The organism is Delftia tsuruhatensis NBRC 16741 (assembly GCF_001571325.1).
GTDB classification, from domain to species: Bacteria; Pseudomonadota; Gammaproteobacteria; order Burkholderiales; family Burkholderiaceae_C; genus Comamonas; species Comamonas tsuruhatensis.
In genome coordinates, this window is sequence record NZ_BCTO01000032.1 from 184,121 (window position 1) to 198,778 (window position 14,658).

At 65.4% G+C, this 14,658-nt stretch carries 7 protein-coding genes and 1 pseudogene; all 8 read right to left on the minus strand.

The features are described 5' to 3' along the window. Positions 1 to 239: 239 nt before the first annotated feature. Positions 240 to 1,166 (minus strand): BclA C-terminal domain-containing protein, encoded by a 927-nt coding sequence (locus DTS01S_RS31415; RefSeq protein WP_074931758.1) that lies wholly within the window; start codon positions 1,164 to 1,166, stop codon positions 240 to 242. A gap of 27 nt (positions 1,167 to 1,193) precedes the next feature. Beyond that, on the minus strand, positions 1,194 to 1,883 hold the full coding sequence (locus DTS01S_RS16930; protein ID WP_043790551.1) for an IPTL-CTERM sorting domain-containing protein: 690 nt from the start codon (positions 1,881 to 1,883) through the stop codon (positions 1,194 to 1,196). 116 nt (positions 1,884 to 1,999) lie between these two features. Next, the gene (locus DTS01S_RS31250; RefSeq protein WP_254787956.1) at positions 2,000 to 10,738 is read right to left on the minus strand and encodes an LPD38 domain-containing protein; all 8,739 of its coding nucleotides are present in this window, start codon (positions 10,736 to 10,738) and stop codon (positions 2,000 to 2,002) included. A gap of 60 nt (positions 10,739 to 10,798) precedes the next feature. Continuing rightward, positions 10,799 to 12,343: a hypothetical protein gene (locus DTS01S_RS16940; protein WP_061288179.1), complete on the minus strand. Its 1,545-nt coding sequence runs from the start codon at positions 12,341 to 12,343 to the stop codon at positions 10,799 to 10,801. Beyond that, the gene (locus DTS01S_RS16945; protein ID WP_254787957.1) at positions 12,343 to 13,371 is read right to left on the minus strand and encodes a tail fiber domain-containing protein; all 1,029 of its coding nucleotides are present in this window, start codon (positions 13,369 to 13,371) and stop codon (positions 12,343 to 12,345) included. Before DTS01S_RS16945 ends, DTS01S_RS16940 begins: the two co-directional genes overlap by 1 nt. A gap of 49 nt (positions 13,372 to 13,420) precedes the next feature. Continuing rightward, a complete protein-coding gene (locus tag DTS01S_RS16950; protein ID WP_061288182.1) occupies positions 13,421 to 13,876 on the minus strand; it encodes a GNAT family N-acetyltransferase in 456 nt (151 codons plus the stop codon). After that, positions 13,876 to 14,295: a tail fiber assembly protein gene (locus DTS01S_RS29725; RefSeq protein WP_082774924.1), complete on the minus strand. Its 420-nt coding sequence runs from the start codon at positions 14,293 to 14,295 to the stop codon at positions 13,876 to 13,878. The genes DTS01S_RS16950 and DTS01S_RS29725 overlap by 1 nt, the downstream gene beginning before the upstream one ends. Beyond that, a pseudogene (locus tag DTS01S_RS30920) lies at positions 14,292 to 14,658 on the minus strand (phage tail tip fiber protein); the annotation flags it as partial. The gene DTS01S_RS29725 and the pseudogene DTS01S_RS30920, both read right to left, overlap by 4 nt.

The following is a 14,658-nucleotide window of genomic DNA, read 5'->3' on the forward strand; positions in this document are numbered from 1 at the left end:
CCTCCGCAGGACAACATCCCAGCCTTCGGATCAACTTACACAACACCCTTCCAAAGGGTTAATCATGTGTAGGCCCGAACCCCAGCCACATCGACTTCACCCCTCCATCTTCCCTCAGACACACGCAGACCATTTGAAGACCTCGAGACTCTCCTTTATCAAAAATACGATTCTTTAGGCTACAGTCACGTAACAAAAAAAGCGAGCCTGACGCTCGCTTTTATGATAATTCAAATACACTAATCGCTTAACTTTTCCACGATTAGAGCAGCGCCGCTACCTGACTGCAAAGTCACCGCCCCAAGCATTCCAAAGAATTGAACATTCAGTATATCGCCGGCACTCAAAGTGATAATTGATTCACCATCGAATCTTGAGACGCTGGTCGCTGTATTCTCTGTAAGCGCATCAACTGCTGCACCATTCAACAGAACCCTTGCCGAAACAAGCATATTGTTAGTAATTTTAATAGAATATTTAACTCTATACCTACCGCTCGAAGCAACCGTAAATATCGTATTTGAACCATTGACCACAAAACCAGAAAGATTCTGCGAGTTAGGTAATGGAATATCGGTCCCACCGAGAACCACAGCTATTACAGAACCGCTAGTGTTGTGAGCAGCCATTGAGGTGGCAGTAGTTCCTCCAGCCCCTGCTGGTCCGGTGGGGCCCGTTGGGCCAGGCAAGCCAATATCACCCTGCGCCCCCGTGGGACCTTGAAGGCCCGTGGCACCAATGGGGCCTTGAGCGCCTGTCTGGCCCGCTGGACCTTGAAGGCCAATCGGACCTGTGGGTCCCGCCGGGCCTGCCTGGCCAGTGGCGCCAGTCGCGCCTGCCGGTCCTGTGGCCCCGGTCGCTCCGGTGGCTCCTGTCGGGCCCGGGTTCCCCACAATCGCGCCTGCCGCGCACTTACCCAGTCGTCCCGACGCGTCGTCATAGCAGGCCACGCTGCCAGCCTCCGTTGTATTGGACAGGTTGGGCAGATATACATCGCCTGTTTCCATCACCCGGAGCCGCTCTGCATTGCCTGCATTGTTCTTGATGACGAATCCACCATTGGCCGGTGGTGTGATGGTGATGTCGGCACCGCCAGGAGCCGCCATTGCAGCGCCGCTCAAGGCGATGGCCGCAGCGAAAGAGACAGAGCGCAGCGTGAATTTCATGGTTTTCATGGTCTGGAAGTGGTGTAATCAACGTTGTGCAGTGCGGCGCTGACGCCAGAGCGTCAGTCCCATCAGCAGAGAAAGAAGTACCAACCCGTATTCGCTCAATGTGGGAATGGCCGCTGCCGATGGGCCGGGACCTGCACCGATCTGCACAGTGGGCGGAACCGTCGCATTGGTGCGTACCACCGTCGCACCGGGACCCAGGTTGATGACCGCAGTGCCGCTGGCAGCCTGCAGCACCACAGGCTGACCCGGCACTCCCTCGACGGTCAGCGTCCCGAGCACGGTGATATTTGCCCCGACAGGCAGCACAAAGGTGCGGCCCGTGCTGCTCTTGATGGTCAGGTTCTGCACGACCAGGGTGCCGCTGAGCTGGCTGGTGTTGCCCGGATCGCAGCCATCGCGCAGCTCGATCGTGTTGTTGCCGGCATTCAGTGATCCGTTGATCTGCAGGTCCCCGCCCACCGACAGCGTTCCGCCACTGTTCGTGATGGCAGCGGTATTGGAGAACGTAGCCGACGAATCGACGGTCAGCGCGCCGCCCAGATCCAAGGTTCCCTGCATGTCCAGAGAAGAGCAGGACAGGTCCACCGCCCCGCCGGGCGGGACAACCAGAGAGCTGCCCGGCGGGTAGGACCACTGGGCAGCGGCATTGGAGGAGAGTAGGAAAGCAAAGCCGACCCCTGCCAGCCATCGCGAAAGAGAAAACGTCATCAAGCAAGCTCCGCTGGGCATCAGGACCGCAGGGCACGGTCACAGTTATGCGTTAAAAGTGTCAAGCATTGTCAACTGAAACAATATGCAAAACATTGAACTCTTTAATCAAGAAGTCATTCGCGTTTGCCTTCCCACGATTGAGATACTTTCGCTGACCCTAGCGTTCGGTGTACTTCGTGATTCAGCAGACGCATGGACAGCTCAATCTCCTGATTGATAGCCCTGACCTGATCGCGCTTGTCCGCAGCCTCGCTCGCCTGTACGCTGCGGCGGAACTTGCGGAGATCCGAAATCTTCTTGTCCAGTGCCTTGGCTGCGTCATGGGCCCTGGCCAGAGGAACGTCAGCCAGCACCGCATCTGCATCCTCGCCGCGCTGAACGCGGGCCTTGAACTCGTTCTCGCTGACATTGATTCGCTTGAGGTTCTCGTAATAGGCGTTGCTCTGGCCGTTGGCGCCGCGCGTGTTCCCATAGAGCCGGCCTGCCAGAACAACCTGGTGCGGCGCCAGTTCCTCGCCAGTGAAAGCGGACGTGGCCATGGCCACGGCCTTGTTCAACTCGCGGCCCACGCCGCCAGTGATCTGTTCCACCAAGTACTCGATGGCCTCTGGCGTCGGGCTGGCAGCGCCGGGCCGCCATTCGTTGCCGCCCGTCACGGCATTGGCAAAGGTGGCCATCCAGCGGTAAGGCTCCGCAGTCGAATCCTTCACCCGGCTCGCGCCCGGCGTCGGGTCGTTTGAATTCCGGTCCTCTCGGTAGATCTCCCGTCCTGTCCAGTCCTTGTTGCGAGCCAGGGCCAGCGCGGGATCAAACCAGGTGGGCGACGCCATCTGCCCCAGATCAGCAGACCCGCCCAGCGGGTTGTAGGCATCGAGGGCCAGCACGGCCATGTCCAGGACGTGCCCCATTCGGCTCTTGGTCGGGTCGTCATGCACAGCCATCTCCACAATGGTGCGGCCGATGTTGGGGAACACATGGAACCCCAGCGGCAGCGGGATTGCTACATAGTCCTGCCTGCCCAGCGGGATGATGATCGCCCGCTCCTTCACAAACTCGGGGATCTTCTTCCATTCGTCGTCGGCACCATCGCCGCCGCCCATCATCAAGTACCCCGCCATGGCCGACGCCATGCCCAGGGCCACGCCACCCATCATGATCTTGCGCCCGGCAGGCCCCGCCAGCGTCTCCAGCATGCGCTTGTTGCCCTGGATTGCCGCGTTGAGGAACGCAAAGTGCGCCCCCACCACCGAGGTGTTGCGGCCCTTGCGGTTGAAGTTCACCGTGATGTTCTTGGCGATGCTGGCAGCTTCTTGGCGGCTGATGCCCTGGTCCAGCGCGGCCTTGTAGACACCGAGGCGCGTGGTCGCCTCCAGCGTTTCGTTGAAGTCGGACAGCCAGCCCAGCAGGGCCCGGCCGCCGGCGGCAGCTGACGTGCTCTGGCCAGCTTGGTCCAGCGCCTTTTGCAGTGCCTTGGCGCGGTCTTTGGGATCGGCATACAGGTCGCGGTAGCCTGTCGTGCCGCCATCGAGCTGCAGTTGCTCCCACAGCTGCGCCCATTGGCCAGTGGGTGCGCCCTCTTCCTTGCGCTCGCGGCGCAGTTCCTTGTAGATGGCGCGCGTGTTCCGGCGGATGTTGCGAAACACCTCGGCCTGCTTGCCGGCCAGTGGCGTAGTGGACAACTGCAGCATGGCGCCCTGTAGATCGCGCGCCAGGTTCATGACACCGAACACAGGGTTGTACTGGGTATTCACAGATGCGAACCAGCGCGTGATCCAGGCTGCAATCCGAGTGAAGCGGTCCAGTTCCATGGCGTCCAGGTTCTTCATGGCCACGGCCAACCGCACGGCCTTCTCGTTGCGCTCGTTGAAGACGATGTACCGATCCTTGCCGCCAATGCGCACCGTCACCACGTTGTCGCGCGCCTTGGCGCCCTGATCCACCATGGTCTTGACCAGGCCCGTATCCGGGTCCAGCGCCTTCTTCTTGGGCAGTTCCAGACTCCAAAGCTCTTTGTCAGGGTTCTGCGCTGCCAGCAGGTACATGCGCTTGACCACGTTGTTCTTTTCGCCGCGCGTCAGCGCCGCCTCGCGCTGCATGACGATGTGGCTCAGGATGTTGGTCACGCGCTCGTTCGAGCCCGTGCGCCTCTTCGATGCATCTCCCTTGGTGCTGAAACCCTGGCCGATGGGATGGGCCTTACTGTCCGGGTGGGCTTCGTCGCGGTGCAGAGGCACATAGTGCTGGTAGGTCTTGCGCCAGGCCGACAGCGTGTCCTGGTCCATGAGCCCGTAGCTCTCCAGAGTCTTCAGGGTGCCCTCGTTCATCCTGTCCACGCGCGCGGCTAACTCGTCCAGTACCCGGCGCTGCTCCGGGCTGTAGCCGGCCATCACCGCCGCCGCCTCGGCGTCGCTCATGCCTGACAGGGACAGGCGTTCCTCCTCGGTGCCATCGAAGGCCTCGGCGCTGTTCCAGCGGTCTTGGTCAATGAGGGCCTGGCCCAGCGCCTTCTGCACCGGGCCGGTGGCCATGCCCCGGGCCTGGGCGCGCTGCAGCTGGCGGCGTAGATCTTCCACCGTCTTGCCAGCGGCATCGCGCTGGGCCTGCAACTGCTGGGAGCCGGGGTTGCGCTCGGCCATGACGCGGTTGGCCTCGGGCGCGTGCCTGGCGTGCAGAAAGCGCTCCAGCTCCTCGATGGCCACCTTGGCCTCATTCATGCGCTTGAGCAGTGGTCGCACCTCATCGCGCAAGAAGTTGCCGGCGCGCTTGGCCACGCGCTTGTGGTACAGCTCCTCGCCCCGGTAGGCGTCGTTCGTCTCGGTGACGGTACCGTTCAGGGCCTTGATGTGTTCCTGGATGCGCTTGAGATCGATGAACTTGTCCTGCCAGGAATACAGGAAGTCATCCACCGAGCGGTAGCCGGTGAGGTCCGCCACCTTGTCCTGCAGACGGCCCAGCCTGCCCTTGGAGGGTTCCGGCGTGGCCGCGCCGGCAGCGGGGCCGCGGCTGTAGAAAACGCGCAGCTTGGGGCTGGGGTCGCCTAGAACTTGTGCGTGCCGCTCAGCAAACCTTCCCAGTACAGCGCCTCGTCCCCGTCGATTGCCTTCACCCGAGCTGCCCTCTCCGCGTAGAAGGGCACGCCAGACAGCCGCTCGCGCAACTGTTCGCCAGCCAGCTTCCGCTTCTGCCGGTCCGCTTCCAGCCACTGCACGTCTTGCTCGGATGGATTGTCCAACCAAGCCAGCCAGTTGCTGTCTTGATAGTTGCTTCCCGGAATTGGAAAGTCGGAACGATCCACTGTCTGCGTCATATTCAATCTGGTTGGAGGTTGGGAACGCATTATCCGTGGCAGCCACGCTCGCCGCAATCATGCGCTCCACATTGCCGACGTCATCCCCGTAGATCCAGCGCAGGCCCGGCACTCCGTGACCACCGCGCACCTGGTCAGGGTGTGGCGCCAGGTGGCGCGTGGTGCCGAACTTCAAGGCGCTGGACAGCATCTGCTCCAGCCGGCGACGCAGCGCGGTCTTGCTCAGCCCGTGAGGATCGCCGATGAAGATGCTGTCCGTGTTGTGCGCGAAGGTGGCGGCGATGCTGTACGCCATGGCACCCGAGTCCCCCTGGGACAGCTTGGACACATCCAGCCACACGTCCGTGGTAGGAGGCACATCCTCCGGGTTCTCGCCTGGCCGGCCGGCCACGGCCTCCATGCCCTCCGCCGTGTAGAGCATGTCGTAGACCTGCTCTCCGTAGGGATTGGGCTGGCGCACCGACAGCGTGGCCTTCTTGCCATCCGGCATCTTCAACGTGTATTCCTGCCGACCGGCAATGCTCACCGGCCTGCTCACCTCGATGTCCGGAGCGTGCTCCTTGGCGATGGCCTTCAGATCCGTTTGCTTCGACTTTGGCAAGGTGAACAAGTCGTCCAGCTGGGACAGCTCCTGCAGCGCCCGCCGGCCAGCGCCGCTGTCCAGGCTGTACTTGGGCCGTGCCGACACCGCCGATGCAACGGCCGCCGCACCACGCTCCACCCAGCGGCGCGCAGGCAGGATGAAGTCGCGGATGATCTCCGCGTCCGTCATGGCCAGGTCGCGCAGCGCGGGCACATGGGTGCGCAGCCAGGCGCGGATGGCGGCGACGGCGCGGCGGACAAAGCCGAGCTGCGGCTGTGTCTCGGCCATCTCGGCCAGCACCTCCTCGGCCGCGTAGCGCCGGCCCACCAGGTCGTCCAGCTCGCCATACTCCTGCAGTTTGGCGCGCACCTCGCGGGGGCGGGCCACGATGAGCTGGTCCAGCACCGCATCCAGCTTCTCGCCGAAGGCGCCGCGCAGGCCGTGGTGGCCCAGCGCCTCGTGGTACAGCACGCGAGCCGCTTCCTCCGGCGTGGCCAGCTGGCTCGCAACCAGGTAGACCTCGCCATCGAAGTAGAAGCCCTTGGGCACGCCCTCCGCGCCCTCGGCCGCCTGCAGTCGCTCCGTGTCGCGCGCCTCCTGGGGCACGCGCGGATCCTGCAGGTCGAACACCACGTTGATGCGCGGCGCATTGGCCCAGGCCTGGCGCACTTCGTCCACGACCTTCTGCACGCGCGCCATGGGCGCCTGGGGCGCACGGCGCGCGCCCGCCGGCACCGAGCCACCAGCGATGCGCAGCAGTTCCTGGGCCAGGTCGGCCGTCATGGTGGGCGCCACGGAACTCTCCGCGCGCTTGAACGGCACGCCCGCCGGCTGCTGAGCCCCTTCCTCAAAGCGGGACAGCTCGCTGCGCGTGACGGACAGATCATCCTCGGGATACCAATAGATGTTCACCTTGTGGGCCTGGCTGCCGGTTTTTCCTCCGCCCACATGCGCAAACCCGCGATAGCCCATGTCCTCCAAGTTGTAGCGAATGCCGTCGAACCGCTCCTGCAGCTCGTCCGCACTCACGCCTTCGTAGCGAGACTCGGCGCGCGCCTCGTCGAACAGCTGGGCCAGCGTGGTGATGCGCTCGCCCGTCTCCGTGTTCTCATCGCGGGCCAGGCCGTCCAGAACGCGCTTGGCCATGGACTGCACTTCTGGCTCCATCGGAGCATCCATGTCATACAGGCGGACAGGAGAGTGCTCGGCAATCTCATACAGCGTGGGCTCGCCGCCCTGCCCTTTGCGGGTGTAGCCGGCGGCGATGTCGGCGGCGTCTGTGGTGTAGAAGCCCTGGCCGTAGATGTTGAGGACGTTGCCGCGGTAGACGCCATCGTTGGTAGGGCCGCCTTCGGGCAGCGGGCGGCTGGTGCCATGCAGGCGAACGCCTGTGCCGCGCGTGTCACGCAGCTTGGGCCGCAGGCTCGCTACAGGTGCTACAGGTGCTGCAGGTGCTGCAGGTGCTGCAGGTGCTGCAGGTGCTGCAGCAGTGTCTGGCCGCGCTGGCCCGGCGGCGGCCGGTTTGTCGAATACTCCCTGCTGGCCGCTCAGGGCATCCTTCGCGTCTTGGCCCAACTGGAAGTTTTCAGCGCTGGCGGCCTGGCGCTCGCCTACTTCCTTGCGCTCGCGCTCGGCCCGCGCCTGGGCTTCGGCCTGGGCATCCTCCCGTGCACGGCGCTGCTCGGCCTCTTGCTGCTGGGCCTGCTGGGCCTGGATTTCTTCGGGGGTGTAGCTGGAAAGCTCCAGCGCGGGCGCTACGGCGCCGCTGTCGGTGTCGGCTTCTTGCCCTGGGCGTTCTGCGCGATCTCCAGCAGCTGCTTGCCCTGCTCCGTCTGGCTCTTGTCGCCGTGCTTCTGGCCCTGCTGCATCAGCACGCTCCCCAGCAGCATCGCTGCCAGGGGGTTCTCGGCTGCCTTGCGGGGCTGTGGCTTGCTGGGAGTCGGTGCTTGTGTCATTGGTCTGTTGTCGCTGTGGGACGGGTTGGCCGCTCAGTGCGGCAAGGATCGCGGCAGGGCCAACCTGCTCGCCGAACATATCACCGCTGGCCGATGTCGCCAAGGCTGCGCCCATGTATGCGCGCAGCGACTCCACCAGGCGGTCGCGGCCCACGGGCCGGGTCAGGTAGTGGCCGCTGTACAGCAGGCGCAGCATGCCCACCGTCAGGGCATCGGGCACGTCGCCCGTCAGCATGTCCACCTGCTGCACGGCATCGTGCAGGGCCGCGCGCTCGCGCCGGGCCTTCTGCACAAGGCGGATGGCCTGCAGCAGGTTCTCGGTCACGTCCACCTCGGCGTTGATGGCGCCGCGCTCGGCCGCAAGGCGCAGGTTGGCCCACTCTCCAGCTACGGTTTTGAGGGATTCGCCGATGGCGCGGATGTCGTTGTCGGTGGAGCCGAACAGCGATTCAACAAGGTCACCATCGCCGTAGGCCTTGTGCACCAGAGCCGCCTGCAGGCGGGTGACGCCGGCCGGTGAGAGCGCGCCGCTCGCATCCATCATGCCGGCCACGTCCTGGCCCTGCTCCTGCAGCTTGCCGATGAACGCGCGGGCAAAGTCCCGGTTTGCCGCACTGTCCAGGGCGCCGCTGTCGAACACATCCAGCACGCCGCCGTCCACCAGGGCGGCGTCCGTGGCGGCCTGCTCCGTGGCGGACAGGCCCAGGGCCTGGCTCTGGCTCTTGGCGCCCATGTTGATCTGGTTGTCCTTCTCGGAATACAGGCGCACCAGCACAGGGGCTTGCATGTTCCCAATGGAGACAGGATCGATGCCGTGCATGTCGCTGTCGGCGGCCAGCTCCTGCCGGTAGGCGTCGGCAGTGCCGCGCTCGTAGGCAGCGCGCAGGCCTGCCACGCGGCCGTTGTTCAAGGCCTTGACCGTGCCCGGGTGCGCTGCGTCGAACAGCGGATTGACGGCGCCGTCCGCGAAGTTGGACGGCTGCACATCGGCCGCCTCCATCACGCCGTAGCGGAACGGCACGCGCTGGCCATCGCTCATCACGGCCACGTCGGCCCGGCCCAGCGCCTGCACGGCGTCGGCCTGGTCGCCCACGGCGAACACCATGGGCGCGCCAGATTCGGGGCTGCGCGAGACGCCCAGCCGCAGGTAGTCGGGGTTCTGGGCCATGCCCTGCATCTGCACCACGCTGGCCGGCCGGCTGCGGTCGCGGTTCTGGATCTCCTGCACGGGCGTGCCGGCGGCGCCCGTGCCCTCGGGGTTGGCGCCGGCGCGGCGTGTCTTCACTGCGGCCCATTCGTGCTGCAGCTGGTCCCAGATGGGCGTGCCCCGGCGCAGGGTGGCCACCTTCTCCCCGCGCTCGTGCACGAACTGGGGCCAGGTCTTGGACCGCACTGCACCAGGATCAAACGCCGGGGCTTGTTCGGCCGCAGCACCTTCGGCGGCCACGGCCTGGGGCTCATCGCCCAGGGCTTCCAGCTCGGCCTCGCGCGCAGCATCCTGATCCAGGCGCTGGGCCAGTGCTGCACGCTCCTCCTGCTGCACCGGGTTCAGGCCCGTGGTGCTGTCGATCACCTCCAGCTCAGCCAGGCGCGTGGCAGCCGTGGTGCTGTCCATGGATTCGGGCGTGCCATCGGGCTGCTGCACACGCTGCTGCTCGGCGTGCTGCTCCGTCTGTGCCGGTGCCGGTGCCGGGGCAGGCGCAGCTGCAGCGCCGTCGCGCTGGCCAGCATCTGCGGTCGTGGCCACGTCCGTGACCGTGTTGCCTTCGGCATCCTTGTAGGTCACGTCGATGACCGTGTTGCGCCCGCCAGCATCCGCCTGGCCGCCCCTACGATCCTTCACGCCGGCCACCACGCCCCGGGCAGCACCTGGTGCAGATCCGCCCAGCGCGCCAAGCACGAAGTTGGCGGCCGAGTCCTCGCCGATTTCCTTGCCGCTGGCCACACTCTTGGTGCCCAGGTCCGAGGCTACGCCTTCCGCCAGCTCCTGCGTGCCTTCCTCCAGCGCCGAGATACCCGCGCCGGCCGCCGTCTTGCCCAGCACCGAGCGGCCGGCCACGCGGGCCAGCAGCGGGTCGAGCCCGCCGGTCACCAGCTTGCCGGTGAAGCGGTCGCCGAACGTGGCCACAGCGCCCTGCAGCAACGCCGAGGCGTCCTCGGCCTTGGCGCTGGTGATGCGCCGCGCCTCGTCGGGCGCCGCGCCGGCATCGATCATGCGGCGGTACAGCGGGCTGGTGTCCAGCAGCTGCTCGTGCGACTGCTTGGCGATGAACTCCCGCGCGTTCTGCACGCCCTCGCCCGCCGCCATGGCCCCACCCACCGCGCCGGCTGCGCCCGGGCTGCGCGTGGCCAGCGCCGTGGCCACCACCGGGAACATCGAACCGAACACGTCGGCGCCCTGCATCAGGAAGCCGCGCACGGATGGGTCTTTGCCGAAGTGGATCTCGCCCTTGAGCAGGTTGCCCGTGATCTGGGAGTTGGCCACGGCGTCCTGCGTGACCTGGCTGGTCGTGTCGTTGATGGCCTTCTGCGCATCCCGGCCGGCTCGGGCCAGCGTCTCGGCGCCCGGCAGGCGCACGCCCACGGCCGCACGCTCGGCCTGCAGCTCGCGCCGGTCGCGCTGCTGCTGCGTCATGGGGCCGTTGATGGCCTCGTCGGTGTCGAGCCCCGGCATGAACACGCCGCCGGGCATGACCGTGGCAGGGTCGCCGCCGGCGCCGCTGCGCACCGAGGCGCGCAGGCCCGACTGCGCAGCCTCTGGCGCAGAGGCCACGCCGGAGAGTGCCGCGCCGCCCGCGCGCTTGAACACGTCGGTGATGGCGTCTGCCACGTAGCCGCCAATGCCCTGCGGCTTTGATTTGGGCACGTCGATGGAAATGCCGCCCAGCTCGAACAGGTCAACGTCGCCGGCCGGGGCCTGGGCCGCCTTCTTGGGCGCCGGATCGATGCCGGCAATCTCGAACAAGTCAACGCCGCCATCGGCAGCGCTTCGGGGGGTCTGGGGCATGCATTACCTCGCGGATTGAACTCCGTCGAGGCTGTCAGGCTTGGTACGCCCCTGGCCCGCCTACTTGATGAGGCCCTTCGCGCGCAACATGTTCTGAACCTGTTCCTCCGACATGCTGTGCTTTTTGGCCGTCGCGGCAATCGCTTCCGGCGTCATGGCAGCCTGCACAGCCGAGGCCCGCCCAGCTTTCTCGCTCCGGGTACGCTTCACTTCGGACGCATTGAACTTCACCAGTCCTTCGTCCACGTCCCGGATGTTGGGGTTGTCGGCCATGAACTCCCGAAACCGGCGCTCTTCGTCCTGGTTGCGCTTCACAGTTTCCTTTTGGGTCAAAGGGTCCACTTCCGTAGTGCCGAACGCCTTCTGCACCTTCACCGGGTCGTAGTCGTACTTCGCCTTGGGGTTGTCGGCCCCTGGGGGCCGCATGATGCCGGCGCGCACCGCCCGGATCTGGGTGTCCGACATGCTGGGGTTTGACTCCCGCGCCATGGCCTCGCGGACCTCTCGCAGTTCGCGCTTCTCGTTCAGCCGTTCCCGGCGGTCCTCCATTGCAATGCTGTGCGCGGCTGCAGCGCGGGCATCTGCATTGCCGCCCCGCCGGTCTGCGTTGTCGGAGCGGCGGTCCTGATTCAGCTGCAGCTGCCGCTGGAAATTGTCGTGGTTCAGCTGGTAGATAGCCGCCGGGTTCACGGTTGAGCGCAGCATGGCGTCGGCCTGCTCGGCTGTGGTGCGGACGGGCTCCATGGCCTTGCCATCCACGCCCACCATGTTCATGACGATGCCGCCGTCCTTGCCGCGCTCGATGCCTGTGACCTTGGACGCCCCGCCCAGGCCGAACCGGTTCAAGTACTCCATGGCCGGGGCATAGTTGCCCGAAGCAAAGGCCGCGACGGCCGGGCCCAGGGCCTGCTTGCGCTCCTCGGTTTCGAGCTGGGCCTTGGAGTAGCTGGTGGCCAGGGCCTTCTGCGCGGCCTCGTTGGCCTCTTTCGCATAGCCGGCCTGGCTCAGCATGAAGGCCCGCTTTTCCTGGTTGCCGAGGAAGTCCGAGAAGGTGGGCTTGCGGCGCTGTCCGTCCGCTCCCATCAGGCCCGTCTCGAATTCTTCGCCCAACTGCTTATCCAATGCCTCGATTCCGTCCTCGCGTGCCCACGCCTTTTCCGAGCGCGCCTGCTCCTTCGCCTTGAATGCCCGGTCTTCGACCTGGCCGCGTATCCGCATGCCGGCCTCGGGGTCATGCTTGGCGATGGCGTCTGCCACGGACATGGAGCGCATCCGGTCAATCTCGCCCTTGTTGGCATCGACCCCGCCCGTGAGCTGCTTGCCCATGAAGTTCGTGGTCAGCCCCTGCATAGCCATCGTCTTGGCGTCACCGGCCTCGTTGCTGGCGACATAGGCATTCTTGGCCTGGTCGAAGTCGATCTTGTAGCCCTGCGCGGCCAGCCCCTCCAGTTCCTTGCCCTGCTCCTCTGTGTACGCCTGGGACTCCGTGGGCTTTGCGTTTACAGCATTGCCCACCTCGATGTCCCGGCCTACCTGCTTTGTCAGGCTGTAGGCCGCGTTGAAGTTGTTGAAAAAGTCCGAGAGAGAAGAACGTCCGCCGCGCATCACACGACCTCCTTGAATTCCATACCCAATGCCGCGTAGTCCACGCGCATGAAGCCCGACTTGTCCACCATCACTGCCTCGGGGAATCGCTGCTGCACCTCATCGGCCATGACGCCGATATAGCGCCTGCCGGGTTCGGCCTTGTAGGCGAACTCATAGAGGCTCAACCCCGTGGACTCATCCACCCCAACCGGCCTCACCTCCTCTTTCAGGCGTGGATCCGAAGCCTTCCACAATTGCGCCAGGCCAACGGCTGTGCCGCCCAGGCCGCCCAGCAGGCCTCCCGTCGAATCGTTGGACCGCATATTGGCCTGGTGGTTTGCCTGGGCACCCCACATGCTGGTGGCGTTCGACCCCATCTGCCCGGCAGCACCGGCTGCCTGGCCGTAGCCGGAATTCAGGCCAGCCAGCCCGGTGTTTGCCGCCATTTGGGCCGCCGTGCCAAAGCCCGCACCCTGTCCTGTGGTCTGCATGCCCATGGCCGGGTAGCCCGCCAATGCGGTTTGCGCGCGGTCGGTGAGCGCCCTGCCCTCGGCACGCGCCGCCGTGCGGGCTGAGTTCTTGCCGGTGGCCATGGCCAGGGCCTCGCCAGCTGCGAGCGCGTTGGAGGCGGCGCCATATTTGCCGTCCGCAGGGTTGATGCCCATGCGCGCCATTTCCGCGTTTTGGGTGCGCTTGGAGCTTTCGTAGGCCTGGGAGACATCGGCGGCCGCCTGGCCGGCCAGCTCCTCGCGCTTGGCCTCGGTGTCGAAGGTGCGCGCATCCTCGACCATCTTGTCCTGCAGGCCCGTCAACTGGTCACGGCGCCCCAGCGCATATTCGCGGTCCTGCTGCGACTGTTCCCAGGCCTGCCGCTGGGTGTCCAGCGCGAACTGCGTCTGCTCTTTCTGCAGCGGCGCTATCTCATCCGACTGGCTCAGGATCTTCTGAATGGCAGCGTCCTGAATTCCCATGGACTTGACCTGTGCCTCGACCAGGCGCGGGTCGGGCGCGGGCGCGCTGCTGCCCTTTCCACCCTCCAGTGTCATGCGGCCGCCAGGTCGTGGGCAGAACGCCCGTTCGGGCAGAAGATCAAATTCAGTCGTGTGCCAGCGCATGCCTGCACTCCTTTTTCCACATCACAAAAATAAGCACGTCGCCGCCGTCCGGCGCCGCGCCGTGTAGCCGGGCCTCCTCACGAAACCCCAGGTGCTGGTTGAAGCGCCGCGCCAGGGCGTTGCTCTCGTTCACGTAGCCGCTGACGCGCTCCACGCCGCACACCAGAAACGGATAGGCAAAGCAGGCGCGCAGATAGTCGCGCACGAGCCAGCGCGCGCCGGGCTCGGCCGCGACGTGCATCCAGAGGTTGCGGCCGTTGAAGCCTTCGTAGAGCACTCCAGCCACCAGCTGGCCACCACGGCGCAGGCCAATGGCGCGCATGTCCTGGGATCGGGCCAAGCCCGGCACCAGGCCCTGCATGAAGGGCAGCACCGCGTCGAGTTCATATTCGAGGGAATGGGGCATGCCGAGCACGGTGGCAGGCTTGGCACGCATCAGGCGGGTGCCGTGGGCCACACGATGGCCAGCGGGTCGGGCTGGTCGGTGATGTCACGCAGGGCCTGCCGGTAGGTCATCCACGGTGCAGGCACGGGCTCACCTGTCTCCTGGGCGCGCAGCGTCACCCAATCGCATGCGGCAAGGCGTGCATCGCGTTGGCCACGTACAGCGCTCCATGCCAGGCCATCGTCCAGTTTCCACGCACGCTCCTGGGGATCGAAGCGGTGGAACTGGGAAGGCCTGGGTGGTTTTTCGACAAGTCCCCCGCTCCAGTAATAAGCGCCGGGATCGCCCAGCGGTCCAGGGATGCGACGGTATGAGGCATCCGCGCCGGGCATCTCACCCAATGATTTGAAAGGCGCATTGCCGCAACGCAGTATGTTGCCCGCGCTATCGATCTGAATGAAATGGATCATCGACGGCCCCCTGTTCCGACCAGGTTGGCACTGAATACCTGCAATGTGCTTCCCTCAAGGTTCTGTATCTGGAGCGAATAAACGGTGACGCCGGGTGGCGGTCCTGCGTCAAATCCTGAAATCAGTGCGGATTGCTGGAAGCCTGCCGCAGCCGAAGTGCCGGCGAAGCGCAAGGCATTGCCGCCGCGCGAAATCGTCAGCCCGATGGCTCCCGCGCCGCCATTCGGCATGAAATGGGCCATGCCGATCAGCACCACGCCCGAGGCACCACTGGCGGGGTTGTCGATCCAGATGTTGCAGATGGTTCTTGTCTCCCCTGGGGCCAGCGTGAAGGGGCTGGTCACAAGATCGCTGGTCATAGAC